Origin of the sequence: Streptomyces sp. NPDC007346, from assembly GCF_040703535.1 — a bacterium.
GTDB lineage: Bacteria > Actinomycetota > Actinomycetes > Streptomycetales > Streptomycetaceae > Streptomyces.
Window position 1 is genome coordinate 17,519 of sequence record NZ_JBEYKR010000065.1, and the last position, 21,980, is coordinate 39,498.

Annotated in this window: 35 protein-coding genes; 29 read left to right on the forward strand and 6 right to left on the reverse strand. The window is 69.5% G+C overall.

The features are described 5' to 3' along the window. Position 1: 1 nt before the first annotated feature. Complete coding sequence (locus tag AB0917_RS18520) at positions 2 to 1,120, reverse strand: serine hydrolase domain-containing protein (RefSeq protein WP_366820633.1); 1,119 nt, start codon at positions 1,118 to 1,120, stop codon at positions 2 to 4. A 177-nt stretch (positions 1,121 to 1,297) separates the two neighbouring features. Between AB0917_RS18520 and AB0917_RS18525 the strand changes: the two genes are divergently transcribed. Then, positions 1,298 to 1,993, forward strand: a complete 696-nt coding sequence (locus tag AB0917_RS18525; protein ID WP_366820634.1) for a TetR/AcrR family transcriptional regulator — start codon at positions 1,298 to 1,300, stop codon at positions 1,991 to 1,993. A 206-nt stretch (positions 1,994 to 2,199) separates the two neighbouring features. Next, positions 2,200 to 2,637, forward strand: coding sequence for a hypothetical protein (locus AB0917_RS18530; protein WP_366820635.1), 438 nt, complete (start codon positions 2,200 to 2,202; stop codon positions 2,635 to 2,637). Between the two features lie 34 nt (positions 2,638 to 2,671). Here AB0917_RS18530 and mug read toward each other — a convergent pair whose 3' ends face one another. The 4 genes from mug to AB0917_RS18550 all read right to left on the reverse strand — a co-directional run bounded on the left by mug (position 2,672) and on the right by AB0917_RS18550 (position 5,748). Next, the gene (gene mug / locus AB0917_RS18535; RefSeq protein ID WP_366820636.1) at positions 2,672 to 3,229 is read right to left on the reverse strand and encodes a G/U mismatch-specific DNA glycosylase; all 558 of its coding nucleotides are present in this window, start codon (positions 3,227 to 3,229) and stop codon (positions 2,672 to 2,674) included. A gap of 19 nt (positions 3,230 to 3,248) precedes the next feature. Further along, positions 3,249 to 4,691, reverse strand: coding sequence for an adenylosuccinate lyase (purB, locus tag AB0917_RS18540; protein WP_366820637.1), 1,443 nt, complete (start codon positions 4,689 to 4,691; stop codon positions 3,249 to 3,251). A gap of 271 nt (positions 4,692 to 4,962) precedes the next feature. Continuing rightward, positions 4,963 to 5,166, reverse strand: coding sequence for a hypothetical protein (locus tag AB0917_RS18545; RefSeq protein ID WP_366820638.1), 204 nt, complete (start codon positions 5,164 to 5,166; stop codon positions 4,963 to 4,965). A 162-nt stretch (positions 5,167 to 5,328) separates the two neighbouring features. Continuing rightward, positions 5,329 to 5,748 (reverse strand): hypothetical protein, encoded by a 420-nt coding sequence (locus AB0917_RS18550; protein ID WP_366820639.1) that lies wholly within the window; start codon positions 5,746 to 5,748, stop codon positions 5,329 to 5,331. A gap of 234 nt (positions 5,749 to 5,982) precedes the next feature. Here AB0917_RS18550 and AB0917_RS18555 point away from each other — a divergent pair, with 234 nt between their 5' ends. From AB0917_RS18555 to AB0917_RS18650, 20 genes are all read left to right on the forward strand, one after another. Continuing rightward, positions 5,983 to 6,177, forward strand: coding sequence for a helix-turn-helix transcriptional regulator (locus tag AB0917_RS18555; RefSeq protein WP_366820668.1), 195 nt, complete (start codon positions 5,983 to 5,985; stop codon positions 6,175 to 6,177). After that, positions 6,174 to 6,407 (forward strand): helix-turn-helix domain-containing protein, encoded by a 234-nt coding sequence (locus AB0917_RS18560; RefSeq protein WP_366820640.1) that lies wholly within the window; start codon positions 6,174 to 6,176, stop codon positions 6,405 to 6,407. Before AB0917_RS18555 ends, AB0917_RS18560 begins: the two co-directional genes overlap by 4 nt. A gap of 87 nt (positions 6,408 to 6,494) precedes the next feature. After that, entirely contained in the window at positions 6,495 to 7,139 is a 645-nt protein-coding gene (locus AB0917_RS18565) for a hypothetical protein (protein WP_366820641.1), read from the forward strand. After that, positions 7,136 to 7,672 carry a hypothetical protein gene (locus AB0917_RS18570; protein WP_366820642.1) on the forward strand — a complete coding sequence of 179 codons (537 nt, stop codon included), beginning with the start codon at positions 7,136 to 7,138 and terminating at the stop codon, positions 7,670 to 7,672. Before AB0917_RS18565 ends, AB0917_RS18570 begins: the two co-directional genes overlap by 4 nt. Further along, on the forward strand, positions 7,669 to 7,908 hold the full coding sequence (locus AB0917_RS18575; protein WP_366820643.1) for a hypothetical protein: 240 nt from the start codon (positions 7,669 to 7,671) through the stop codon (positions 7,906 to 7,908). The genes AB0917_RS18570 and AB0917_RS18575 overlap by 4 nt, the downstream gene beginning before the upstream one ends. Beyond that, complete coding sequence (locus AB0917_RS18580) at positions 7,905 to 8,243, forward strand: hypothetical protein (protein ID WP_366820644.1); 339 nt, start codon at positions 7,905 to 7,907, stop codon at positions 8,241 to 8,243. Before AB0917_RS18575 ends, AB0917_RS18580 begins: the two co-directional genes overlap by 4 nt. Further along, positions 8,240 to 8,644 carry a phiSA1p31-related protein gene (locus AB0917_RS18585; protein WP_366820645.1) on the forward strand — a complete coding sequence of 135 codons (405 nt, stop codon included), beginning with the start codon at positions 8,240 to 8,242 and terminating at the stop codon, positions 8,642 to 8,644. Before AB0917_RS18580 ends, AB0917_RS18585 begins: the two co-directional genes overlap by 4 nt. A gap of 264 nt (positions 8,645 to 8,908) precedes the next feature. Then, positions 8,909 to 9,400, forward strand: coding sequence for a hypothetical protein (locus AB0917_RS18590; RefSeq protein ID WP_366820646.1), 492 nt, complete (start codon positions 8,909 to 8,911; stop codon positions 9,398 to 9,400). Between the two features lie 106 nt (positions 9,401 to 9,506). Continuing rightward, positions 9,507 to 10,328, forward strand: coding sequence for a phiSA1p31-related protein (locus AB0917_RS18595; protein ID WP_366820647.1), 822 nt, complete (start codon positions 9,507 to 9,509; stop codon positions 10,326 to 10,328). Between the two features lie 198 nt (positions 10,329 to 10,526). Continuing rightward, the gene (locus AB0917_RS18600; protein WP_366820648.1) at positions 10,527 to 11,354 is read left to right on the forward strand and encodes a PD-(D/E)XK nuclease-like domain-containing protein; all 828 of its coding nucleotides are present in this window, start codon (positions 10,527 to 10,529) and stop codon (positions 11,352 to 11,354) included. A 9-nt stretch (positions 11,355 to 11,363) separates the two neighbouring features. After that, the gene (locus AB0917_RS18605) at positions 11,364 to 12,332 is read left to right on the forward strand and encodes an ATP-binding protein (protein ID WP_366820649.1); all 969 of its coding nucleotides are present in this window, start codon (positions 11,364 to 11,366) and stop codon (positions 12,330 to 12,332) included. A gap of 69 nt (positions 12,333 to 12,401) precedes the next feature. Then, the gene (locus tag AB0917_RS18610) at positions 12,402 to 12,824 is read left to right on the forward strand and encodes an ASCH domain-containing protein (RefSeq protein ID WP_366820650.1); all 423 of its coding nucleotides are present in this window, start codon (positions 12,402 to 12,404) and stop codon (positions 12,822 to 12,824) included. Then, positions 12,821 to 13,525: an exonuclease domain-containing protein gene (locus tag AB0917_RS18615; RefSeq protein ID WP_366820651.1), complete on the forward strand. Its 705-nt coding sequence runs from the start codon at positions 12,821 to 12,823 to the stop codon at positions 13,523 to 13,525. Before AB0917_RS18610 ends, AB0917_RS18615 begins: the two co-directional genes overlap by 4 nt. Continuing rightward, positions 13,522 to 13,848, forward strand: a complete 327-nt coding sequence (locus tag AB0917_RS18620) for a hypothetical protein (RefSeq protein ID WP_366820652.1) — start codon at positions 13,522 to 13,524, stop codon at positions 13,846 to 13,848. The genes AB0917_RS18615 and AB0917_RS18620 overlap by 4 nt, the downstream gene beginning before the upstream one ends. Beyond that, complete coding sequence (locus AB0917_RS18625) at positions 13,845 to 14,294, forward strand: SLOG family protein (protein WP_366820653.1); 450 nt, start codon at positions 13,845 to 13,847, stop codon at positions 14,292 to 14,294. The genes AB0917_RS18620 and AB0917_RS18625 overlap by 4 nt, the downstream gene beginning before the upstream one ends. Continuing rightward, a complete protein-coding gene (locus tag AB0917_RS18630; protein ID WP_366820654.1) occupies positions 14,291 to 14,476 on the forward strand; it encodes a hypothetical protein in 186 nt (61 codons plus the stop codon). The genes AB0917_RS18625 and AB0917_RS18630 overlap by 4 nt, the downstream gene beginning before the upstream one ends. After that, positions 14,473 to 15,330: a hypothetical protein gene (locus AB0917_RS18635; RefSeq protein ID WP_366820655.1), complete on the forward strand. Its 858-nt coding sequence runs from the start codon at positions 14,473 to 14,475 to the stop codon at positions 15,328 to 15,330. Before AB0917_RS18630 ends, AB0917_RS18635 begins: the two co-directional genes overlap by 4 nt. Beyond that, positions 15,327 to 15,734 (forward strand): helix-turn-helix domain-containing protein, encoded by a 408-nt coding sequence (locus AB0917_RS18640; protein WP_366820656.1) that lies wholly within the window; start codon positions 15,327 to 15,329, stop codon positions 15,732 to 15,734. The genes AB0917_RS18635 and AB0917_RS18640 overlap by 4 nt, the downstream gene beginning before the upstream one ends. Then, positions 15,731 to 15,985 carry a WhiB family transcriptional regulator gene (locus AB0917_RS18645; protein ID WP_366820657.1) on the forward strand — a complete coding sequence of 85 codons (255 nt, stop codon included), beginning with the start codon at positions 15,731 to 15,733 and terminating at the stop codon, positions 15,983 to 15,985. Before AB0917_RS18640 ends, AB0917_RS18645 begins: the two co-directional genes overlap by 4 nt. Then, on the forward strand, positions 15,982 to 16,134 hold the full coding sequence (locus AB0917_RS18650) for a hypothetical protein (protein ID WP_366820658.1): 153 nt from the start codon (positions 15,982 to 15,984) through the stop codon (positions 16,132 to 16,134). Before AB0917_RS18645 ends, AB0917_RS18650 begins: the two co-directional genes overlap by 4 nt. Positions 16,135 to 16,217: 83 nt before the next feature. Here AB0917_RS18650 and AB0917_RS18655 read toward each other — a convergent pair whose 3' ends face one another. Continuing rightward, entirely contained in the window at positions 16,218 to 16,466 is a 249-nt protein-coding gene (locus AB0917_RS18655) for a hypothetical protein (protein ID WP_366820659.1), read from the reverse strand. A gap of 174 nt (positions 16,467 to 16,640) precedes the next feature. Between AB0917_RS18655 and AB0917_RS18660 the strand changes: the two genes are divergently transcribed. The 7 genes from AB0917_RS18660 (at position 16,641) to AB0917_RS18690 (ending at position 21,716) form a co-directional block, all read left to right on the forward strand. Then, positions 16,641 to 17,126, forward strand: coding sequence for a hypothetical protein (locus AB0917_RS18660; RefSeq protein ID WP_366820660.1), 486 nt, complete (start codon positions 16,641 to 16,643; stop codon positions 17,124 to 17,126). Next, positions 17,123 to 18,121: a DNA cytosine methyltransferase gene (locus AB0917_RS18665; RefSeq protein ID WP_366820661.1), complete on the forward strand. Its 999-nt coding sequence runs from the start codon at positions 17,123 to 17,125 to the stop codon at positions 18,119 to 18,121. The genes AB0917_RS18660 and AB0917_RS18665 overlap by 4 nt, the downstream gene beginning before the upstream one ends. Positions 18,122 to 18,214: 93 nt before the next feature. Then, on the forward strand, positions 18,215 to 19,096 hold the full coding sequence (locus AB0917_RS18670; RefSeq protein ID WP_366820662.1) for a hypothetical protein: 882 nt from the start codon (positions 18,215 to 18,217) through the stop codon (positions 19,094 to 19,096). After that, positions 19,077 to 19,703 (forward strand): DnaA/Hda family protein, encoded by a 627-nt coding sequence (locus tag AB0917_RS18675; protein ID WP_366820663.1) that lies wholly within the window; start codon positions 19,077 to 19,079, stop codon positions 19,701 to 19,703. Before AB0917_RS18670 ends, AB0917_RS18675 begins: the two co-directional genes overlap by 20 nt. Then, entirely contained in the window at positions 19,700 to 20,113 is a 414-nt protein-coding gene (locus tag AB0917_RS18680) for a hypothetical protein (protein ID WP_366820664.1), read from the forward strand. The genes AB0917_RS18675 and AB0917_RS18680 overlap by 4 nt, the downstream gene beginning before the upstream one ends. After that, positions 20,110 to 21,486 carry a replicative DNA helicase gene (locus AB0917_RS18685; RefSeq protein ID WP_366820665.1) on the forward strand — a complete coding sequence of 459 codons (1,377 nt, stop codon included), beginning with the start codon at positions 20,110 to 20,112 and terminating at the stop codon, positions 21,484 to 21,486. Before AB0917_RS18680 ends, AB0917_RS18685 begins: the two co-directional genes overlap by 4 nt. Beyond that, positions 21,486 to 21,716, forward strand: coding sequence for a hypothetical protein (locus AB0917_RS18690; protein ID WP_366820666.1), 231 nt, complete (start codon positions 21,486 to 21,488; stop codon positions 21,714 to 21,716). The genes AB0917_RS18685 and AB0917_RS18690 overlap by 1 nt, the downstream gene beginning before the upstream one ends. The last annotated feature ends 264 nt before the right edge of the window (positions 21,717 to 21,980 follow it).

The window sequence follows — 21,980 nt, forward strand, 5'->3', positions numbered from 1 at the left end:
GTCAGCCGTACATCGCCACGCGGTGCAGCGCCGCCAGCGCGTCGTCGATGGGATGGGGCTGCGGCCTGCCGGAGGGGTCGAGCCTGTTCCACCGCTGCAGGTTCACCGCGACCGCCAGCTGTCGCTTGCCGTCGGCGCGGATCATGGCCAGCGTCCCGCCTCCCCAGACCGTGCCGCCGTGGCCCCAGAAGGTGTCGTGGCCGGGATCCTCCATCGGGTGCAGGCCCAGGCCGTAGTCGATCGTCCTGCCCTCCTGGGAGACGACCGGAACGGTGCGTTGCATCTGCGCCAGCGACGACGGAGCGACGATCTCTCCGGCCAGCAACGCGGCGAAGAAGCGGTTGAGGTCCGCGACGGTCGAGACCAGCGAGGCCGACGGCCCTACCCATGACATGTCGTGGACGCTGTGGTCGCGCGGTGGGTCGATCATGCCGAACCACGCCTCGTAGAGCCGCGAGTGCTCCCCGTCGACGTGCGGTCCGGTGGGGAACGCGGTGTCCCGGAGCCCGGCGCGTTCGATGACGTTCCGGGTGATGCAGCGCTCGGCGGTGGTGCCGGTCGCCTGTTCCAGGAGCTGGGCGAGGAGCAGGTAGTTGGTGTTGGAGTACACCCCCGGAGTGCCGCCCGGAGCGCCGACGGCAGGTGCGGCGACCCCCATCGCGATGAGTTCGGCCGGGTCGAACCGGGTGAGCCGGTGGTCGTCCAGGCTCTGGGGTCCGGTCTTCGCGAGGTCGGGGTAGGCCCTGAGGGAGGGGTAGGCGTACGGGAGGTACTCGGCGAGTCCGCTGGTGTGGTCGATCAGCATCCGGACGGTGATCGCGTCGCCGCGTTCTCGGGGAACCAGCTTCGGAAGGTACCGGCCGATCGGTGTGTCGAGACCGATCCGACCGCGCTCGACCTGTTGCAGAACCGCGGCGGCGGTAAAGGTCTTGGTGACGCTGCCGACGCGGTGCCGCAGGCCTGCGGTGACGGGGCGGCCGGTGGCGACGTCGGCGACCCCGGCGGCGCCCCGCCAGACCTGGTCGCCGTCGCGCACCTCGGCGAACAGCCCCGGCATCCCGGCACGGTGGACGTTCTCGACGGCGGCGTCCAGTGCCGCGCGATCCAGTGAGTTCTTCACGTCATGCGTCCTTTCGTCTTCCCCGGGGCGGGCTCCCCGGTGGTCGCCCGACCCGGACGACAGGGCCCGAGTGGCATGCCGGGCCGGTCCGCCCGACACGCTCATGTCCTCATTATGCACGCGGTGCGTGCAACGCCAAGTGCATGGGCTAGACTGGGAACCGGTGAGAGGAGCGGGATGGCGGGCCGAAGGCGCTGGTCGACCGGAGAGATCCTGGACGCGGCCGCGGAGCTGCTGCGTACGGGCGACGCGGACTCGTTCAGCGTGCGCAAGCTGGCCGCGGTCCTCGGGACCGATTCCTCCAGCCTCTACCGGCACTTCCGTAGCAAGACCGAACTGCTGCGCGCGGTCGCCGACCGGATCCTGCTGGCCGCGATGGACGGCTACCGCCCCGAGGGCGACTGGAAGCAGCGCATCACGTCCCTGGCCCTGCACGTGAGAGAGGCCTTCGGGCGACAGCCTGAACTCGCCGCGATCTGGGGGCGCTACGCGTCGAGCGGCACCGGTTCCCGGCTGGTCATGGAAGAGGTGCTGCAGGCCCTGCGCGCGTCGGGGCTGCCCGACGAGAAGATCCCGGAGCGTTACCACCGGATCGCCGTGCTCATCGCCGCGTTGATCGCCTCCGAGGCCGGGGTCAGCACCGTCACCCCCGGAGAGTACGAACAGGGCATGGAGCTGTTCCGCGTGGCGGTTCTGGGCGCCGACCCCGAACGCTTCCCGGCCCTGGCGCACTTCGCCCGCGACGTCCGCCCGCTCGGGGCGGACCGCCGCGCCGCGTTCGAGGAGATCCTCGCCGCCCAACTCGCTCACATCGAGGCCGAGATCGGCCCGATCCGGCCGACGGACGCGACGGGCGCGACAGGCCTCCGATGACCGTCCGGGCTGTACCTGCCCGACCGGGCGCCCCAGTTGATGCCCCACCAGGCCCGGAGGGCGGACGCGATCGAGGCCCGGACCGGCCGTGACAGCCGCCTGGGCGGCGCTCGCACCCCTGGCGGGCCGGTGGGCGGGGGGCCGTCGCGACGCGTGAGTCCGGGGCCAGGGCACCGGCTGTCGGTGCCGGACGGTTTACTGACGTCATGACGACCGCACACCATCTCCGCCTCATCGACGGGATGCGCACCCGGGAATTCCCCCGGGAGCGCGTGCCGTCGGTCTCGGGAGTCAGCGGACCCGGCTATCACACGGCATTCCTGCGCACCGACCATGAACCCTGGGGCGACGACGAGCCGGCCGGCCCCGAGCACCGGGCCCAGTGCCTGGCGGAGCACGACGCGCTGCTCACGCTTCTCACCGCCCGCTGGGGCGAACCGCAGGTGGTGAGCCTGTGGAGCGCACAGGAGCGGATGATGGCCGGCGAGGTGATACCTGACCCCTGGGCGGAACCGGTGGCCGGGTGCGAGTTCGTCCGGCTCTGGCAGGTCCAGGAGCGGTGGATCGCCATAGGCCTGGCCCTGGAGGAAGAGGGGCCCGGCTGCGAACTGACGGTGCTCGTGACGATCGTCGACCCGCCCTGACCCGGACGGGAGGGACCGGCGGTCGGCCGGAGCGTCAGCCGGGAGGGCTCGACGCCGATGCCAGGACCGCCTCGCGGAGCCGGGCGTACTCCTCGGCCATCGTGTCGATCGTCCAATGGGCGTTGAGCCCGCTGGGGTTGGGCAGGGCCCACACGTGGGCACCGCCGATCGTGCGCTCCTGCCGGCCGATCCGTGCGCGGGGCTCGCCGAAGGCCGTGCGGTAGGCGGTGATCCCGACGACCGCGAGCCACGCCGGCGCGAGCCGCTCGACCCTCTCGGCGAGGGCCGCACCGCCTTCCCGGAACTCGTCCGCGCCGAGCTCGTCCGCCCGGACCGTCGCCCGCGCCACCACGTTGGCGATGCCCAGGCCGAGGTGCGGCAGCTCGGCCTGTTCCGAGGGAAGCAGCTGCCGGGGGGTGAAACCCGAGCGGTGGAGGACCGGCCAGAAGCGGTTGCCGGGGTGGGCGAAGTGGTGACCCGTGGCCGCGGTCGTCAAGCTCGGATTGATACCGCAGAAGAGCACGCGCAGACCGCCCGCGGCCACATCGGGGACGATGCGGTCGCGGGCGGCGCTCAGCTCTTCGGGGGTCACGCCGCGAGGGCCGTGCCGGTCACAGGATCGAGCCGGGGGTGTAGGCCGCGGCCTGGGGGTGCTGCTTGGTGATCTCCTCGATCCGGGACACCAGCACCGTCACCTGGTCGCCCGCAGCCCCCGTGAACGAGAGCTTGTCGGCCATCAGCGCGTCCAGCTCCGCACGGTCCAGCGGGATGCGCTCGTCGGCTGCCAGCTTGTCGAGCAGCTCGTTGCGCTCGGCCCCCTGCTCCCGCATCGCCAGGGCGGAGGCGACCGCGTTCTCCTTGATCGCCTCGTGGGCCACCTCGCGGCCCACCCCGGCCCGCACGGCGCCCATGAGGACCTTGGTGGTCGCCAGGAAGGGGAGGTAGCGGTCCAGCTCGCGCGCCACGACCGCGGGGAACGCGCCGAACTCGTCCAGCACCGTCAGGAAGGTCTCCAGCAGGCCGTCGAACGCGAAGAACGCGTCCGGCAGCGCCACCCGGCGGACCACGGAACAGGACACGTCGCCCTCGTTCCACTGGTCACCCGCCAGCTCGCCCGTCATCGAGGCGTAGCCCCGCAGGATCACCATCAGGCCGTTGACCCGCTCGCAGGAGCGCGTGTTCATCTTGTGCGGCATCGCGGACGAGCCGACCTGGCCCGGCTTGAAGCCCTCGGTCACCAGCTCGTGGCCGGCCATCAGCCGGATGGTCTTCGCCACCGAGGAGGGCGCGGCGGCGAGCTGCACCAGCGCGGTCACCACGTCGTAGTCGAGGGAGCGGGGGTAGACCTGGCCGACCGAGGTGAACGCCTCGGCGAAACCGAGGTGCCCGGCGATGCGCCGCTCCAGGTCGGCGAGCTTGTCCGCGTCGCCGCCCAGCAGGTCCAGCATGTCCTGCGCCGTACCGACCGGCCCCTTGATCCCGCGCAGCGGGTAACGGGAGAGGAGGTCCTCCAGCCGGCCGTAGGCCACCAGCAGCTCGTCGGCCGCGGTCGCGAAGCGCTTGCCGAGCGTCGTCGCCTGCGCGGCCACGTTGTGCGAGCGGCCGGCGATCACGAGCTCGCGGTACTCCGCCGCGAGCTTGCCGAGCCGGGCCAGCACGGCCACGGTGCGGTCGCGCATCAGCTCCAGGGAGAGACGGATCTGCAGCTGCTCGACGTTCTCCGTCAGATCCCGGGAGGTCATGCCCTTGTGGACCTGCTCATGGCCCGCGAGGGCGTTGAACTCCTCGATCCGGGCCTTCACGTCATGCCGGGTGATCTTCTCGCGCTCGGCGATCGACGCCAGGTCGACTTGGTCGAGCACGCGCTCGTAATCGGCCAGCGCTTCGTCGGGCACCTCGATCCCGAGGTCCTTCTGAGCGCGCAGCACCGCCAGCCACAGCTGACGCTCCAGCTTCACCTTCTGCTCGGGGGACCAGAGGACGGCCAGCTCCGTGGAGGCGTAGCGGCCGGCCAGGACATTGGGGATGCGAGGCTTCGCAGACACAGCAGTCACGTGGACGGAGCTTACCTGGCGTCCATGTGGGACCCGCACCGGCCACGAGCAGGGGAAACCGGCAGCCAGGGAGGCGCTTACGAGCTAAGTCGCCGTCGGTCCGTGAGACGGATGTGAGAGGGAAGGCTTCCATCCCGCCAGGCCCTTGTTGCTTAGTGGCACCAAGATGTATCCACGGGGGAATGCGGCATGCCGCCCACTATGGGCGCGTGGCCGTGGGCGTCCGGCAGGTACCCCTACCGCCGGGACGTCCCCACCGCCTCCGGTGGGTTCAGCCGTAGCTGCCGACAGGGCAGTTGCGGCATTCACCACAGTTTCCACCAAGCCCCTCGACCAGTTCCCTCATCGCGGCGCTTGCTGCGGTGCGGGGGTGCAACTGCCGGGGGATCACGCAGACGATCCCTTTGTCGGTTTTGAGGGCCTGTCCATTGAAGTTGGACCCGTAGTCGACTATGAGCGCGTCCTGATACAGCATGGCTCCCCCTACTGTCCGGCACTGATGGGAGCCTCCAAGGGCGTAGTCAAACTCTGCCACGGGGTGACCCAGTTGGGGTCATCTGGGGCCAAGTTACGTGCGCGAATTTTGGTAACAGTGGGGTAAACGCCAAAGGTTGTACGGCAAGCTAGGGATTTTGCTTCAGAGCATCCCGTTGGCGCGCAGATCCTTTACGACCTTGTCGGCCAACTTCTTGATCTCATCCGACGTGAGGCCGCCAGCCGTCGCGATCGCGGCGAGCTTCACCACGTTGCGGGCCTCCTCGTCGAAAGCCTCTGGCGGGAGCTTGGAGATCATCACGCTCGGGTCGCTCTTTGAGGGGGAGCTCTCGATGGGCTCCTCGCCGCGAAGGACGGCGAGGCAACCACCGGGCGCCCACTGGAGCAGCCCGTCGATCTTCTTGTAGTTCGTGGGGCGGATGGCCTCTCCCCGCTCGACCCGCTGCCAGGTGCCCTTGGATGTGCCGGCGGCCTTGGCGTTCTTGTCGTTGAGGGCAAGGCCGAGGTCGAGGCGGCGCTTGCGCGCGGCTGTCGCGAGGCGGTCTAGGTCACGGGGTGCCATGCCCTCATCTTGGCAGGACCGAGCGGGACCAGCCAGGACTGAGCCCCGATTGGGCTCAAAGTAATCCACACGTAACCCCAGCTCAGAGGGCATGTGCGGGCAACTCGTGTCTGTCTAGGGGCAACTGGTGGGCCACTATGGCTAGACGTCGTGGGCAACTATGGGTAAGTTCTACTCATGCACCAACCCCCAACCACTTTCGAAGTGGACGGGGCGGCCATATGCACCAAGCGCATGCAAGCGGGGATCGAAGTCCAGCAGCTCGCCAACCAGGTCGGCTGCACCGCCAGCTACCTGCGAAAGCTCGAAAGAGGCACCCGCTCCCGCATGAGCCCAAGCAAGTACGTCCGCCTCCGCACCGCTCTCAAAGCGACTGACGACGATCTCCTCGCCCCCACCGAGGACCCAACACGAAAGGACAAGACGTGACCACCACCAGGGCCCCCGAAAAGGCCACCAAGCCGGACGACCTGAACGCCCCCTACTTCAACGTCCGCGAGGCCGCATGGGTCATGAGGATCAGCGTCAAGACGATGCGTCGCCGCATCAACGCCGGCCTCATCACCGTGAGCCGTGAGACCGAGGGCGGCCGGATCATCGTCAGCCGGCGAAGCATCGACCAGTACTACGAGTCGACGCAGGTGCCCGCCGCTGCCTGAGCAGCTGTGAGGCCGCCCCCGTAACGACCAAGTCCGGGAACGGCCCCTGATCCACCCGTACATCTTCCGCGAACAGAGAGGTGGACCATGTCCATCCAACCATCACCTGAGGCTGCTGCGGCAGCCCGCTTCGCCCGTGATGTTGCCGGGCACGAGCTGACCGTCCTGCGAGAGGACGGCCTGTACCGGCACCTGCGCTTCGAGACCCCCGGCATGCGGGGTGCCTATGCGTTCGAGCTGATCACGTGGCCGTACAACCTCGTCGTCAAGACGGGGTGGACATTCCACTTCGACATCGACGCGACGCCGGACATGTTCGTCCTGTTCCGTAACACCGCCTTCAGCGGGGAGATCAACCCCGGCTACTGGCAGGAGAAGGTCCGGGCCGGGCGAGACGAGATCGAGGGGTTCAGCGATGACCTCTTCGAGCAGCAGGTGAAGCAGTACGTCGTCCACTCCATCCGCGACGGCGAGGCGCCCCGGGGTATCGGCGCCGAGGTCACCCGCGAGATCTTCGAGATGGGCGACATCAGCCATGAGTTCGGCGCCCGTGCGGCCCTGAGGGACTTCCGCTTTCGCGGCTGGGACTTCGGTGACCTGTCGGAGTGGGACTTCAGCGACTTCAAGCCTGGCTTCCTTCACTGCTGCCGCGCGGTCCGTCACGGCATCGACCTGTACGACGCGGCGAAGGCGACCTCCGCCCCGTCGCAGCGTGAGGCAGGTGCCCTGTGAGCGCCGCCGCCCGCATTGACCGGGAGACCGCAGAGCACCTGGCCGCTCTGGCCGCCGCCCCGTACATCCCCGAGCTCCACGCCGATGGCTGCGACGACAAGACCTGCGTCCGCTGCTGGGTCCTGACCCCGTCGAACCTGTACAACGTCGACACCTGGCTCGACAACGCCGGTGTCTTCGCCAAGCAGTTCTGGGAGTACGTCGACGGCGAGAACATCGTCACCGGCCTCCGGATCGGCCACGGGAAGATCCGGATCGTCGCGAAGTTCGGCAACACGATCGTCCGCCACTACGGCGGCAAGCACTCGGTCCGCCCGACGCAGGAGCCGACGGGTGAGTTGACGGCCGCCGAGTGGAACGCCAAGTACCCGGTCGGTACGCGGGTGAAGGCGTACCCGGGAGTACGCGACGAGGACGGGTTCGTGACCTGGACGACAAGCCGGGCGTGGACGGCTAACGGCCACACCCCTGTTGCTCGGGTCGAGAACTACTCCAGCTACATCAAGCTCACGCACCTGGACGTGACGTCTTGACGTCCACTGACACCCGCCTAGCCGCCATCCGGGCCCTGGCCCTGGACTACCAGGGCGACATCACGACCCGCATGGTCCAGCACCTGTACATCGACAAGTTCGGCCCCGGGGACTGGCGCGGCAAGGCTCGCCGGGACCTCGCCCAGCTCACCCGCGACGGCCTGCTGATCTGCGACACCACCGACCCGGGCCGCCGGGTGTTCCGCCTCAACCACGCCCACGGAGGCACCCGATGAACGACACCGCCGCCCTCCTCGCCCTTCGGCAGCCCACGGGTGAGCACCCGGACGCCACCGCAGCCCGCGTCGCGTTCAAGGCCCAGTCGCTGGCCGACGCCATCGAGTACGCCAAGGGACAGCTCGTCATCGCGGACAACGTCAACTACAAGGACGCGGGGTCCATCGCCTACTCGCAGGGAGGTCTCGCCGCCACTCTCCGCCGGATTCTGTGGGTGCTGGGCGAGGAGGCGAACTCCAGTGACCGGGCGGCCGACGTGCCGAACGAGGTGGCGGCCGAGGACGGCCACCGGTTCGTCGGCGTCCCGTACCAGCACGGGGCGGAGGCGGCATGAACAACAACACCACCTTCGTCCATGAGGGCATCGAGTTCGACCTGACCCTCACCTACGCCGACTGCACCGGCGTCGAGTGGGCCTGGACCGGCGAGTGGTCGGACGGGGTGCCGCTGATGGGGCAGAAGCAGGCCCCGGGCGGCTGCGAGACCCCGTGGACGCTCACCGACCTGTACTGGGAGTTGGGCCCGCTCATTGCGATCCACGACCAGCTGTCGCCCTCCGACTTCCGGAAGGCGATCGACCCGGACTACGCGGCGACCTTCGCTGCCGGCTACATCGAGCCGCACATCGCCGCCGCGGTCGCACCGGCGTTGACGGCCCACCACCTGCCGCCCAGCCCGTTGGAGCAGTCGGGGTTCCGGGGGTTCCTTCGCAGCCTCCACCGGGGCGGTGCGTGATGCGCAGTGACGTGACCAGCCCGGAGTTCCCTGCCCGGCAGATGACGGCACGGGCTGAGGCCGGGCTCATCCGCCAACTGGCCACCAAGCGGGCGGAGAAGGCGACCACACGCCCGGGCTGCTGCACCTGCGATGCCTGCCGAGTTCGTCGCCTCCGCCGCAAGATCCGCCGGTGATCGCCTACGTCATCACCGCCACCGCCATCGGCGTCGTCTTCTGCGCGATGGCGGTGGCCCCCAGCCTCTGGACCCGAAAGGGCAAGTCATGAGCCTCCCTCTGATACGCCGCAGCAAGTCAAAGCACCGGGCCGCCGACAAGGTGACCGAGCTGAAGCAGAAGCTCAAGCACCAGGAAGCTGAGACGGTCAGCGCCTTCGGCCAGCTGATCGGTGCGGCCGACCGCATCGCGATCCTCGAACACGACCTGGCCGATGCGCGCACCCGGCGGGCGGAGGCGGAGCAGGTGGTTCGCTGCCTCGCCGCAGACCTGGACGAGCGGACTGGGGAGCGTGACCAGGCTCAGGCTGAGGTCGACCGACTCCAGGCCCTCCTCGCCCCGTACCTGGCGGCTGAGGCGAACGCGAACGCGGTGACCATCCCTGCCGCGTTCCGGGACGCCGCGGCGTTCGAGGACCAGGCGACCGCCCCGATCGACGTCCGAGGCCTCCGGAACCGGTTCGCGGCTGGCCCGGTCGTGTCGCTGCACCACTCCCCGCAGGCCGCAGACCCGGCACACATCCCGGCACCGGCCGCCTGAAACCTGCCGGGTGGACGGTGATCACGCCCCCCGCCCACCCGGCAGCCCAACCCCCGCAAGGACTAGTTGCGGGGCGTCCACCACCAGCATCCCAGAGAAGGACGCCATGACCCACATCTCCGCCCGAGACCTGCACCGCATGATCACGCAGGTCACCCCGCACATGAGCGACGACGACACCCTCCCCGTCCTCAACGCCATCCACCTCGAAGCCCGGAACCACGACCTCACCGCCGTCGCCACCGACCGGTACACCTTCGGGGTCGCTCGCACGGGCATCACCGAGGCCGACCGATGGACGGCCGTCATCCCGGCCGAAGACCTGCCCACCCTCACCGCCTGGCTGAAGGCCGCCGACACCACCACCATCAGCATCACCGCCGACGGCCCAGACGACGAGGACAACAACAGCACGCTGACCCTCAACGGCAACGGTGCCAGCGTCCGCATCGCCTACCCGGCCGGTCACTACGGGAAGTTCCCGAACTGGCGGAACCTCCTCCGCAGCGCGCTCGACGGCGATCCGCAGGCCGTCCCGCTGAGCGGAGTCACCACCGAGTACCTCAAGCGGTGGAAGCACGCCGACAAGGTGCTGGCCTTCTTCCAGACCGGGCCCCGGAAGCCGATCGTCTTCCTTGAGGACTTCGGCGAGTTCATCGGCATGCAGATGCCCACCAACACTGAGCACACCACCCGCACCCAGCTCGCCGACCGGTGGACCAGCACCCTCACCCGCTTCGCGTACTTCGAGGGCGAGGGCTACAACCTCGACCTCCAGTGGGCCGACAAGCAGGGCGACCCCTGGGAGTACACAGGCCGCGACAACCACATGGGCGAGCCCCTCATGCGGCTGATCGGCATCGATGACGACGACCACACGCTCGGCTCCCTCATCGCGATCTTCGGGCCGATCAGCGCGATCAACTGACCCGCCGACCGGCAGGCGTGTGAGCCCGGCTCCGTCTGCCCGCTGCGGGCCGCCAACCCCCAGGCGGCCCGCAGCAACCCCGAACCAGGAGAACCACATGATCGCCTGCGTCCGCTGCGACGACACCAACGGCCCCTTCAGCCGCCAGCCCGAAGGCCACGTCTGCGAGAAGTGCCTCGACGAACAGGACGGCACCCGGTGACCGCCACCGTCGAGGAGACCGAGGTCATCCCCGGGGTCTACGACATCCCCGCCGAGCAGTACCACGGGGACCCGATCCCCGGCGGCAGCCTCTCGTCGACCGGCGCCCGCACCCTCGTGAAGGCGCCGGCGAAGTTCCGCTACGACCTGGACCACCCGGAGCCGTACAAGAAGGTCTTCGACTTCGGTACCGCCGCCCACAAGCTGGTCCTCGGCGACGGCCCCGAACTGGTCCTCGTCGACGCCGCCCGCTGGGACACCAAGGAGATCAAGGCCCGCATCGTCAAGATCCGCGAGGCCGGGAACATCCCGCTCAAGAAGCCCGACCTGCAACGCGTCCACGACATGGCCACCGCCCTCAGCGAGGACCCCGAGGCCGCAGACCTGCTCCACCCCGGCAGCGGCATCGCCGAGCAGTCCATGTTCTGGCAGACCGGCAACGTGTGGTGCCGCAGCCGCATCGACTGGCTCCGCGAAGACGGAATCGTCGACTACAAGACGGCCCGCTCCGCCCACCCCGACGCCATCCAGAAGGCCGTCGCCGAACACGGCTACCACGTCCAGGACGACTGGTATCGGCGTGGTGCCGCCGCCCTCGGCATCCTCCCGCTACAGGCCCCGTTCCACTTCATCTTCCAAGAGAAGGAACCGCCGTACCTCGTCACGGTGGCCCGCCTCGACCTGTGGCGGCACATCGGCCACCAGGTCAGCGAACAGGCCCTGTTCCTCTACGACCACTGCCGCACCACCGGCCACTGGCCCGGCTACACCACCGACACCGCATACATCTCGCCGCCCGCCTGGCTCGACCGCCAGTACGCCTAGGAGCCCGCCATGACACTCCCCGCACCCAGCCGAACCGCCCACCAGCAGCAGACCGGCAACCAATACGACGACGGACCGTTCACCTTCCGACCCGCCACCAAGGACAAGGCCAAGGCCCGCGTCGCCATCCAGGGCGTCTCCGGATCCGGCAAGACCTGGACGGGCCTGTCCGTCGCCCACGGCCTCAGCGAAGGCCAGCGGTTCGCCGTCATCGACACCGAACGCGGCGCCGCCTCTCTCTACGTCGGCATCAACGGCATCCAGTTCGACGTCCTCCAGATGCAGCGTTTCGACCCCCGCGACCTCGTCAAGGCACTCGCCGCCGCCGCGCAGGCCGGCTACGGCACCGTCTTCATCGACTCCCTCTCCCACTTCTGGAAGGGCACCGACGGAACGCTGGAGCAGGTCGAGAAGGCCAAGTCGAAGTACGGCGGCAACAGCTTCGCGGGGTGGAAGGACGGCACCCCGATGCAGAACGACATGATCGACGCCCTCCTCACCTACCCGGGGCACATCGTCGTCACGATGCGCTCCCACACCGAGTGGGTTCTCCAGGAGAACGACCGGGGCAAGAAGGAGCCCGTCGCGATGGGGATGCGAGCCGAGCAGCGCAAGGGCGTTGAGTACGAGTTCGGTGTCGTCGCCGCCATGAACATCAACAACCAGCTGACCGTCCTGAAGTCCCGGTGCCCGTCGCTCCACAAGCGAATCATCGAGGAGCCCAACGGGGCCGCCGACATCGCGAAGCCGCTCCTGGACTGGCTGAACGACGGGGCCGAATCCATCGACACCAGCGCCTGGATCGACAGCGCCAGCGACGAGGCCGCCACGGCCGATCAGCTGCTGGCCCTGTACCGCGAGGTCGAGTCCCACGGGGCCCTCGCCACCCCGTTCCTGCACCCGGGGACGGGCCAGCCGACGAACCTCGGCGACTTCATCAAGGAGCGCGGCAAGGCCCTCAAGGCCGCGTCCGCCTGACCCACCCACTGCCGGGGCAGCCCCGTACCCGAAATACGGGGCTGCCCCACCCGAGAAGGGAACCACGCCATGCGAGCACTGACCATCCGACAGCCCTGGGCTGCTGCCATCGCCCACGGTTCGAAGCGAACCGAGAACCGCAGCTGGCCCGTACCGGCCAAGCACGTCGGCACCCGCATCCTCATCCACGCCGCCGCCAGCACCTACGCCGCCATCGGCCGCCTGCGCGTCATCGAGATCACCGGCATCGAACCGGACGCCCAGTGGCCCGAGGCTCGTGGTGCCGTCATCGGCGTCGCCACCCTGGCCGGCTGCCACTTCGACAACGAGTGCTGCACCCCGTGGGGCATGGACGGCTTCTTCCACTGGGAGCTGACCGACGTCGCCGCGCTCCCGGAGCCGGTCCCCGCGAAGGGCGCCCTCGGGTTCTGGACGCCCAGCGAGGAGACCGTCAACGCCGCCCTCGGGCAGGAGACGGGGGTGGCCTGGTGACCTGGCACCTCGGCCGCATGTGCGGCTTCGACCTCGAAACCACCGGGCCCGACCCGCTGACCGCCCGCATCGTCACCGCCTGCATCGTTCAGGTCGGCGGCGGGTTCAACACCTCGCCCGCCAAGTGGCTGACCGACGCGGGAGGCGAAGAGATCCCCGCCGGAGCAGAGGCCGTCCACGGCATCAGCACCGCCCGCGCCCGAGCGGAAGGCGTCGAGCTCCGGCAGGCCGTTGAGGAGATCCTCGCCGGACTGACGCAGGTGATCCTCGCCGGGGTCCCGATCGTGGCCATGAACGCCCGTTTCGACCTGTCGCTCCTCGACCGGGAAGCCGCCCGATTCGACCTTGACCCGCTGCCCGCCGGCCCGGTCATCGACCCGTTCGTCATCGACAAGCAGGTCGACCGCTACCGGTCCGGGAAGCGCACCCTGACCGCCCTGTGCGAGCACTACGACGTGCGCCTCGACGCCGCCCACTCCGCCGACGCCGACGCGGTCGCCGCATGCCGGGTCGCGTGGCGGCAGGCCACCCGGTACCCGCAGCTCGCCGCCATGACCCTCGACGAACTCCACGCCGCGCAGGTCGGGTGGGCCGCCGAACAGGCCGCGTCACTCCAGGAGCACTTCCGCAAGAAGGACCCGGCCGCCGTCGTCGAAGGCGCCTGGCCACTCATCCCCAGGCAGAGGGAGTCCGCCTCATGACCGCGACCGTGCAACCCGCCCTCGACGGCACCGTCCCGCCCGAGCCCGTCGACTACGACACGTGGCTCGCCGCCGTGTGGCCGCACTACATAGCCGCCGCGGCGACCGGCAAAACGTTCACCTGCTACTCGGTGGCCGACGCCAACAAGCTGCCCGACCCGCCGAACCGGAAGGCGCACTGGGGCAGGTTGATCACCCTCCTGGAGGACAAGGGCTACATCCGCAAGGTCGACTGGGCCCCCTCCGACCGGCCCACCACACGGCACTCCGGGGTCAGGACGTGGCGGGGCACCGCAGCGGCACGGCGGGAGGCGGCGGCGTGAACGGCCCCTACCTCGCCCTCATCCTCGGTCTTGGCTCCCGCGCCTGGACCGACCACACCATCATCGACACCGCCCTCACCGAGGTGTGGCACGACGCCCGCCAGGACGGCTACAGCGGCATCGAGGTCATGGAAGGCACCGCACCCGGAGCCGACACCATGTGCGGCGACTGGGCGAAGGCCCGCTTCGACCATGGTATCGGCCACCTGCCCGTCGAAGCCGACTGGGAAGGCCCCTGCGCCGACAGCTGCCCGCCCGGCCACCGGCGGACCCGGCGCGACAACACCGAGTACTGCCCGCTCGCCGGGCACCGCCGCAACCAGAACATGGTTGACCGGCAGCCGCTCATCGCCCTGGCCTTCCAGGTCGGGCAGTCCACCGGCACCGCCGACTGCCTTCGCCGGCTCGCCAAGGCCGGGGTGCCCACGAGGCGGTGGGCGGCATGACGTTCGCCGACCTCACCTGGGGGCTCCTGGAAGTCCTCTTCTACACCGCCCTCATCTTCGCACCCGGCCTCCTCGTCGCCGCCGACTACCGGCACGAACAGCCCCTCCTCGACGACGTCGCCCACATCGTCAACACCTACGCCGACCGCATCAAACCGCTCTACGGAAAGGGGGAGTCATGACGACCACCACCAGCCGGGAAGCCCCGCACCACAACACCCTCACCTGCTACACCGAGTACGGCTGCCGGCTCCCCAAGTGCGTCGAGCGGAAACGACTCTGGCAGGTCGAAGCACGGCGCAAGCAGCGCGAAGGCGCCTGGCAGCCCTTCGTCGACGCCGCCCCCGTCCGCGCCCACCTCCTCAACCTCCGCGAACACGGCATCAGCACCAACCGGGTCGCCGCCGCCACAGGGCTCGACAAGGCCACCCTGCGCGCGTTCGTGCCCCCCACCGGAAGCGGCAAGCGGCGGCCCACCCGGTACCAGACCCGCCCCGACGTCGCCGCGAAGATCCTCTCCGTCACAGCCGAAACACTCCGCGCCCACGACATCGACGGCACCGGCACCCGCCGCCGCATCCAAGCCCTCGCCGCAGGCGGATGGCCCTTCCGCCGCCTCGACACCCACCTCGGCCTCTCCGCCCAGTACATCGGCGACCTCGTCCGACGCACCGAAAACGACCTCCTGGTCCGCGCCGACACCGCCGACAAGGTCGCCGAAGGGTACGAAAACCTCCGCGGCCAGAAGCCGTCCCGGTACGGCATCAAGCCCCACATCATCCGGCGCGCCCGCACCCAGGCCGCGGAACGCCGCTGGCCCACGCAGAAGTACTGGGACCAGTTCCCGGACGCCATCGACGACCCGCACTTCACCCCTGAGTACAAGGTCACCCAGGCTGAGATTCTCGCGGCGGAAGCGCAGTGGCTTATCCAGGCCACCGGTCTGAGCCGGGCCGAGGTTGCGGAGCGTCTCGGCAAGAACAAGTCCTACATCGACCGGGTCCTCAACCAGGCCGACCTCAAGGCCGCGGCGTGATCGCCACGCGGCCCGGTGCCGCCACCCCGACCCGCTACTACCCGTCCACCACCGACACGTTCGACGGCGACCTCGACTACATCGCGATCGAACACGCCATGAACGGCGAACCCGTCCAGCTGACCCGCGGCGAACGCATCGAAGCCGCACGCCAACTCGACAACCGCGGCATCCACTTCGCAGAGATCGCGCGCCGGCTCGGAGTGACCCGCGACACGGTCGTCGCCTGGCGGGACAACGACTGGGCCCTGCCCGTCACCATCCCGGACCCCGACCCGATCGACATCGGCGGCGCCACCCACGGCCGATCCGGCTACACCCGCGGCTGCCGGTGCCGCACCTGCAAAGACGGAGCCAACGCCGCCAGCCGGGCCGCGAAGGCCAGGAAGCGGGCAGCGGCATGAACCCCACCGTCAGCATCGCCCACGACACCTGGCGCGAGGACGCCCTCTGCCGCCAGACGGACCCGGAACTCTTCATGCCCGAGAAGGGCGGCACCACAGCCCCCGCGAAACGCATCTGCCTTGCCTGCCCCGTCCGCCGTCCCTGCCTCGACTACGCGGTCGACAGCCAGCAGCGGTGGGGCATCTGGGGCGGCGTCGGCCAGAAAGAACTCCGCCGCCTCATCAACGCACGACAGGCGGCAGCCGCATGAAGACCTGCCTCACCGGCAAACGCCGGTACCGCAACCAGCTCGACGCCCGCATCGCACTCGCCAACACCCGACGCCGCGACCGGAGCGAGAAGCGCGCCTACCAGTGCCCCAGCTGCCACGGCTGGCACCTCACAAGCCAGGCCGCATGACAACGGGCGGGCCACCACACGTGGCCCGCCCACAGGCACGACAAAACCCCGCCGTGGCGGGGGAGGGAGGAGGGGACGTGACGTCAGTCGTCGGCGGCCGGCTTCTTGCGGCGCACGACGATCTTGCGCTTGGGTGCGGCGGGGTCCGGGGCGATCTTCGCAACCCACTCGCGGGTGAGTCCGGTGAGCCGTGCCAGCTCGGACGGCCCGATGTCCTCGGTCCGGGCCGTGACCAGCAGGTCTCGCAGCTCTGCGTCGGCGCGAGTGAAGGCGTCTTTGGCCCGCGCGCGCTTCTTCGCGGCGGCCTGCACCCTGTCGCGGATCTCTTCCATGAAACACATGCTGCCATGCGCGAACACCGTTCCGCTACCCATGCGCGCATAGGGCTCGCGAACGCGCTATGCGAACGGTATTCTCATGTTTGCGGTCGAGAGATCGCAGAAACCGAGCGGTCGACGGGCCTGGTTCCGTGCGCCCTCAATCACCCCCAGCTCAAGGAGCACCCCATGCCCGAGCGCCAGCACGAGCACGGCCCCTACTACTGGAACGCCGACAGCCCCCACTGCAACCACGGCCCCGACCCCGACTGGAACACCAACCCCGAAGCCCACGACCTCTGGGCCGACAAGCACCCCATCAGCGACGACGGCCGCATCTGCCTCGACGCCCCCGCCGGGGAAGCCTGCCTGGAGTGCTCGGCCGAAGAGGGCGACATGGTCCCGTGGTCCGCCTGCCGCGACCGCGACCACCGCCGGCCCAAGAACGGCACCGTCCCCAACCCCGACGCCGACCACCAGCTGGTGCCGGTCTGGGTCGGCCCGTACTGGTGCCTGGAGCGGGACTGCGAGGACTACTTCACCGACGACGGCGACGAGATCCCCGGCAAGGACCGCTGCTCCCACATCCGCGAAGAGCAGGCCTGCTCCTGCCAGCGCAACAAGGACGGCGAGTACGACGGCGCCTGCACCGCCACCGCCGGAGCCGCAGCGTGAACGGCCGCACAGCCGTCGAGCTGTTCGCCGGCCCCGGCGGAATGACCCTCGGTCTCCACGCCGCAGGCATCCACGGCACCGGCATCGAATGGGACCCCAACGCCGTCGCCACCCGGCGCGCCGCAGGACTCCCCACCATCCACGCCGACGTCCGCAACCACGGCCCCCGCGACTTCCCCGACGCCACCGCCCTCGCTGGCGGCCCGCCCTGCCAGACCTTCACCGTCGCCGGCAGCGGCACCGGGCGCCTGGCCCTCGCCGGGATCCTCGCCGCGATCAAACGCATGACCGCCCGCGACACCACCCCGTACTCGTTCGAGGACGACCGCACCGCCCTCGTCCTCGAACCCCTCCGCTGGGCACTCGAAGCGATCGAAACCGGCCGCCCCTACGAGCTGATCGTGCTGGAGCAGGTGCAGCAGGTGCAGCAGGTATGGAACGGGTACGCCGACGCGCTCACCGCGGAGGGCTACCACGTCGCCACCGGGGTCCTCGCCACCGAGCAGTACGGGGTGCCGCAGACCCGCCGGCGGGCCGTCCTCATCGCCAGCCTCAACGGGCCCGTCGCCCTCCCCGAACCCGCGCACCGCCCGTACCGCAAGGGCGTACCCCAGCACGACGGCGACCCCCGTCTCCTCCCGTGGGTGTCCATGGGCGACGCCCTCGACCGGCCCCAGCCGTTCACCGTCGTCTCCAACTACGGCACCGGCGGCGACCCCAAGAACCGCGGGCGCCGCACCAGCACGGAACCGGCATTCACCGTCACAGGGAAGATCAGCCGCAATCGGATCATCGGCCCGGGCGGCGACGAGCTCCCGCGGTTCACCGCCGCCGAAGCCGGAGTCCTCCAGGGCTTCCCCGCCGACCACCCGTGGTCCGGCAACGACATCCCGCAGCAGATCGGGAACGCCTGCCCGGCGCCGCTCGCCGCGGCCCTCGCGCACGCCACACAGGCAAGTCGGTCTTCATCGCCGGCCATCGTGGAAGCCGCGTGACGCCCCGCCCGGACCCCGCCCCCACCTGACCTGACCGCGGGCCCCACACCGCTGACAGCCCGTACCCATCCGTACCGCTTGAAGGAAGTTCCCATGGCCGAGAAGGACAAGCGCACCTATGTCCGGGTGCACGACGGTCTGCCGGACCACCCGAAGATCATCGAGGCGGGCGGCGAGGCCGGCTGGCTGTACATCTGCGGGCTCGCCTATGCGTCTCGGCAGCTCACCGACGGTGTCCTTCCTCGGCGACTCGTGCCCCGCCTCACCGACTCAAGCAAACCCGAAGCAAGTGCTTCGGCACTCGTTCGCGTTGGCTTGTGGCACGAAGGCGAACACGACTGCCCCAGCTGCCCCCAGGCAGGCCCCGACGCCTACGTCATCCACGACTACCTGGAGCACCAGCGTTCCTCCGCCGAGGTCGCAGACCTTCGCGCCAAGCGTGCAGCCGCAGGTCAGCGCGGTGGCAAGCGGTCCGGGGAGTCCCGCCGCGCCTCCTCCGAAGCCGAAGCAAACCACGAAGCAAGTGCTTCAGCAAAAGCGAAGCAAGCGCGAAGCAAAAACGAACCAGAGACAGAGACAGAGACAGAAGTAAAAGAAAAGACTTCTCGAACTCCTGCGGAGTCCTCCGACGACCCGCCCCGGCACGACGTCGAACGCGTCTGCAAGCACCTCGCCACCGTCATCGAGAACGGCGGCGACAAGCGCCCCCGCATCACCGCCAAGTGGCGCACCGACATGCGACGCCTCTTCGACATCGACGGCATCACCCCGGACCAGGCCATCGCCGCCATCAACTGGGCCCACGCCAGCGACTTCTGGAACGCCCACATCCTCAGCCCAGCCAAGCTCCGCGAGAAGTTCCCCACCCTCCGCCGGCAGGCCGCCAACGAACAGAACCGCGGCCAAGCCGGCCCGCCGACCACCCCCCGCAACCTGACCGACGAGGAGATCGCCAATGACAGCCAGTTCGCCTGACGAGACCCCCATGGGCTCCTGGCTCAACGAACGCCGCACCCAGGCCCTCGCCGCGTTCGACGACCAGATCCCGCTCCTGTACCGCCGCCGCATCTACCTCAACGACCACGTCGCCCAGTGGGCCGACCAGGCCGACGGAGCACCCACCAGCCTGTTCCTCTGGGGGCCGTTGGGTGTCGGGAAGACCCACAACGCGTGGCAGGCCACCCGCCGTTGGGTCGGCCAGCAGTTCGCCGGCGACTACCGCGGTACCCCCATCGTCCAGACGTGGCGGTCCACCGCCCTGTTCGATGCCCTGCGGCCCGACGACAACGGGGGCAGCCCCAAGCGGCTCATGAAGCAGCTCCAGACCGCGGACCTGCTGTACATCGACGACGTGGCCGCCGCCCGCGTCTCCCCGACCGGGTGGACCCAGGAACGGCTCTACGAAATCTTCGACGAGCGGTACATCAACCGGCTGCCGATCCTGATCACCAGCGATGTGAAGCCCAGCCAGATCAGCCACATCGTGGGGGAGCGGGTCACCTCCCGGTCCGCGGAGATCTTCCGGGGCGGGGTCGTGCACCTTGCGGGCGCCGACCGGCGGCAGGGCGGTGAAGCGGCATGAGCGCTGCACCCGAGCGGGTCGAGTACCTGTATGGCGTCGACAGCAGCGTCGCCGACGACTCCCGGTTCTATGAACCGCCCCGTGTCGTGAAGTTCCGCATCACGAAGAAGACGCCGAAGCGGATCTACTACGCCCGCCGTGACGACGGCCAGGCCGTGGCCACCGGGTTCGTTGATCGGCAGCGCATCGAGGCCGACGGGGAGATCTACTCCCGGACCCGCGGGTGGTGGTCCCCCGACTTCCACCTCCACCTGAGCCCGCCCGACCTGGATCGGGTCGCCAGTCCGGACCTCGGTGAGCTGAAGGCGGCCATGGCCGCCGCGCACCCCGACCGAGGCGGCACCGACGCCGAGTTCATCGCCGCCCGCAACCGCTACGAGAACGCCCGCACCAAGGAGACCAGCGCATGACCACCGACATGTGGGAGACCACCCCCGTCGACGACCGGGCCACCCTGCCTGGCAATCCCGCCGACTTCGAAGCCGAAAAGATCCTCGTCGCCACCGCCATGGCCCGCCCCACCACCGTCGACGAACTCGCCGCCACCGGCTTCGACCCCGCCGACATCGTCGACGACCGCTACCGGTGGGTCTGGTTCGCCGTCGAAGAACTCGCCTCCACCTTCAAGCACGGCGAGATCCGCTACATCCCCGTCGCCCGCCAACTCCAGGCATGGCGCGCCGACGGCCGCATCCTCAGCGTCCCCTTCACCGAAGACCAGCTACGCGACCTGTACAACCACGCCCAGCCCGGATCCGAGGGCTACTTTGCCGACCGCATCACCCGCCAAGCCGTCGCCGCCCGCATGGTCGCCCACGGCCACGCCTCCATCCTCCGCGGCAACTCCCCGGCGTTCGACCCCGACCAGGACGTCGCCGCCGCACAGGCCGAACTCGACGGCGTCATCCGCGCCACCACCGGCACCGAAACCACCCTCGTCGGCGACCTCCTCGCCGGCGTCTTCGAGCGGGCCACCACACCGCCCACCAACGACGACAAGATCCCCACCGGGTTCATCGACCTCGACGGGCTCCTCTGCGGCGGATGGGCCCCCGGCCAGATGGTCGTCGTCGGCGCCCGCCCCGCCATGGGCAAAACCACCTTCGGGCTCGGCCTCGCCAGGGCCGCCGCCATCACCCACAACATCCCGACCCTGTTCGAGTCCCTCGAAATGGGCAACAAAGAGCTCGGCATCAGCATCGTTTCCGCCGAAGCCCGAGTCGCCCTCCACCACATCAAGCAGGGCGTCGTCGGTGACGACGCAGACGGCACCCGCCGCATGGCCACCCGGTCACCGGCCATCGCTGCGGCACCGCTCCACATCAGCGACGAAGCGAACCTGTCCATGGCCACCCTCCGCGGCCGGGTCCGCAACCTCGTCCGCACCGAAGGGCTCCGGCTCGTCGTCGTCGACTACCTCCAGCTGATGCAGGCGCCCCGTGCCGAGTCCCGTCAGGTCGCCGTTTCCGAGATGTCCCGGCAGCTGAAGCTCCTCGCGAAGGAGTTCCAGATCACCGTCGTCGTCCTCGCCCAGCTCAACCGCGGACCCGAGCAGCGCACCGAGAAGAAGCCCATGGTCTCCGACCTGCGCGAGTCCGGGGCGATCGAGCAGGACGCCGACATCGTGATCCTCCTCCACCGCGAAGACGCATACGAGAAGGAATCCCCCCGGGCCGGCGAAGCCGACCTGATCGTCGGGAAGCACCGCGGGGGCCCCACGGCGACGATCACCACCGCGTTCCAAGGGCATTATGCCCGATTTGTAGACATGGCTCAGACCTGATGTGGGAGCCGACCGTCGACGACATCGTCGCTGCCCGCGAACAAGGCGACCTCAAAGCCCTGTTACTCCTCGCCGCCGGCATCACTCCCACCGCACCCAAGCAGCGCGAAGCCGAACCCGAACAGCCCTGCTTCCACATCCGCCGCCCCGGCGCCTGGCCCTGCGGCACCGCCGCAACCGGCCCCACCCCGAAGCCCTGCACCAGCTGCCAGAACGGAGGAGAACCGTGACGGACAACTGCCCCAACTGCCCGCAGCGGCAAGTCAAGCCGGCCGCCGAGCACGAGCGTGGCGACCAGGTCAGCCACCTGTACCGGTGCCCCCGGTGCGGCGTCACGTGGTCGACGAACCGGGACTTGCGGGCCTACGGGGAGGCGGCGTGATGCGGGGGACCGGTCTTGCCCAGTTGGCGATGAACATCGAGCCGATCATTCGACGTCAGTTCCTCGAACTGACCCGTCAGGCTTCGATGCGGCAACTGGCCGACCCCACATT

What these genes read in the sequence shown, in the direction of transcription:
- AB0917_RS18635 (WP_366820655.1), top strand. Translation starts at nt 14,473, where the DNA reads ATGACGACCACCACCAGCCGGGAAGCCCCGCACCACAACACCCTCACC.
- AB0917_RS18545 (WP_366820638.1), bottom strand. Translation starts at nt 5,166, where the DNA reads ATGCTGTATCAGGACGCGCTCATAGTCGACTACGGGTCCAACTTCAAT.
- AB0917_RS18610 (WP_366820650.1), top strand. Translation starts at nt 12,402, where the DNA reads ATGCGAGCACTGACCATCCGACAGCCCTGGGCTGCTGCCATCGCCCAC.
- AB0917_RS18555 (WP_366820668.1), top strand. Translation starts at nt 5,983, where the DNA reads ATGCAAGCGGGGATCGAAGTCCAGCAGCTCGCCAACCAGGTCGGCTGC.
- AB0917_RS18670 (WP_366820662.1), top strand. Translation starts at nt 18,215, where the DNA reads ATGGCCGAGAAGGACAAGCGCACCTATGTCCGGGTGCACGACGGTCTG.
- AB0917_RS18660 (WP_366820660.1), top strand. Translation starts at nt 16,641, where the DNA reads ATGCCCGAGCGCCAGCACGAGCACGGCCCCTACTACTGGAACGCCGAC.
- AB0917_RS18680 (WP_366820664.1), top strand. Translation starts at nt 19,700, where the DNA reads ATGAGCGCTGCACCCGAGCGGGTCGAGTACCTGTATGGCGTCGACAGC.
- AB0917_RS18580 (WP_366820644.1), top strand. Translation starts at nt 7,905, where the DNA reads ATGAACGACACCGCCGCCCTCCTCGCCCTTCGGCAGCCCACGGGTGAG.
- AB0917_RS18550 (WP_366820639.1), bottom strand. Translation starts at nt 5,748, where the DNA reads ATGGCACCCCGTGACCTAGACCGCCTCGCGACAGCCGCGCGCAAGCGC.
- AB0917_RS18590 (WP_366820646.1), top strand. Translation starts at nt 8,909, where the DNA reads ATGAGCCTCCCTCTGATACGCCGCAGCAAGTCAAAGCACCGGGCCGCC.
- AB0917_RS18675 (WP_366820663.1), top strand. Translation starts at nt 19,077, where the DNA reads ATGACAGCCAGTTCGCCTGACGAGACCCCCATGGGCTCCTGGCTCAAC.
- AB0917_RS18530 (WP_366820635.1), top strand. Translation starts at nt 2,200, where the DNA reads ATGACGACCGCACACCATCTCCGCCTCATCGACGGGATGCGCACCCGG.
- AB0917_RS18525 (WP_366820634.1), top strand. Translation starts at nt 1,298, where the DNA reads ATGGCGGGCCGAAGGCGCTGGTCGACCGGAGAGATCCTGGACGCGGCC.
- AB0917_RS18585 (WP_366820645.1), top strand. Translation starts at nt 8,240, where the DNA reads ATGAACAACAACACCACCTTCGTCCATGAGGGCATCGAGTTCGACCTG.
- AB0917_RS18620 (WP_366820652.1), top strand. Translation starts at nt 13,522, where the DNA reads ATGACCGCGACCGTGCAACCCGCCCTCGACGGCACCGTCCCGCCCGAG.
- AB0917_RS18605 (WP_366820649.1), top strand. Translation starts at nt 11,364, where the DNA reads ATGACACTCCCCGCACCCAGCCGAACCGCCCACCAGCAGCAGACCGGC.
- AB0917_RS18650 (WP_366820658.1), top strand. Translation starts at nt 15,982, where the DNA reads ATGAAGACCTGCCTCACCGGCAAACGCCGGTACCGCAACCAGCTCGAC.
- AB0917_RS18690 (WP_366820666.1), top strand. Translation starts at nt 21,486, where the DNA reads ATGTGGGAGCCGACCGTCGACGACATCGTCGCTGCCCGCGAACAAGGC.
- AB0917_RS18595 (WP_366820647.1), top strand. Translation starts at nt 9,507, where the DNA reads ATGACCCACATCTCCGCCCGAGACCTGCACCGCATGATCACGCAGGTC.
- AB0917_RS18655 (WP_366820659.1), bottom strand. Translation starts at nt 16,466, where the DNA reads ATGGAAGAGATCCGCGACAGGGTGCAGGCCGCCGCGAAGAAGCGCGCG.
- AB0917_RS18565 (WP_366820641.1), top strand. Translation starts at nt 6,495, where the DNA reads ATGTCCATCCAACCATCACCTGAGGCTGCTGCGGCAGCCCGCTTCGCC.
- AB0917_RS18630 (WP_366820654.1), top strand. Translation starts at nt 14,291, where the DNA reads ATGACGTTCGCCGACCTCACCTGGGGGCTCCTGGAAGTCCTCTTCTAC.
- AB0917_RS18645 (WP_366820657.1), top strand. Translation starts at nt 15,731, where the DNA reads ATGAACCCCACCGTCAGCATCGCCCACGACACCTGGCGCGAGGACGCC.
- AB0917_RS18685 (WP_366820665.1), top strand. Translation starts at nt 20,110, where the DNA reads ATGACCACCGACATGTGGGAGACCACCCCCGTCGACGACCGGGCCACC.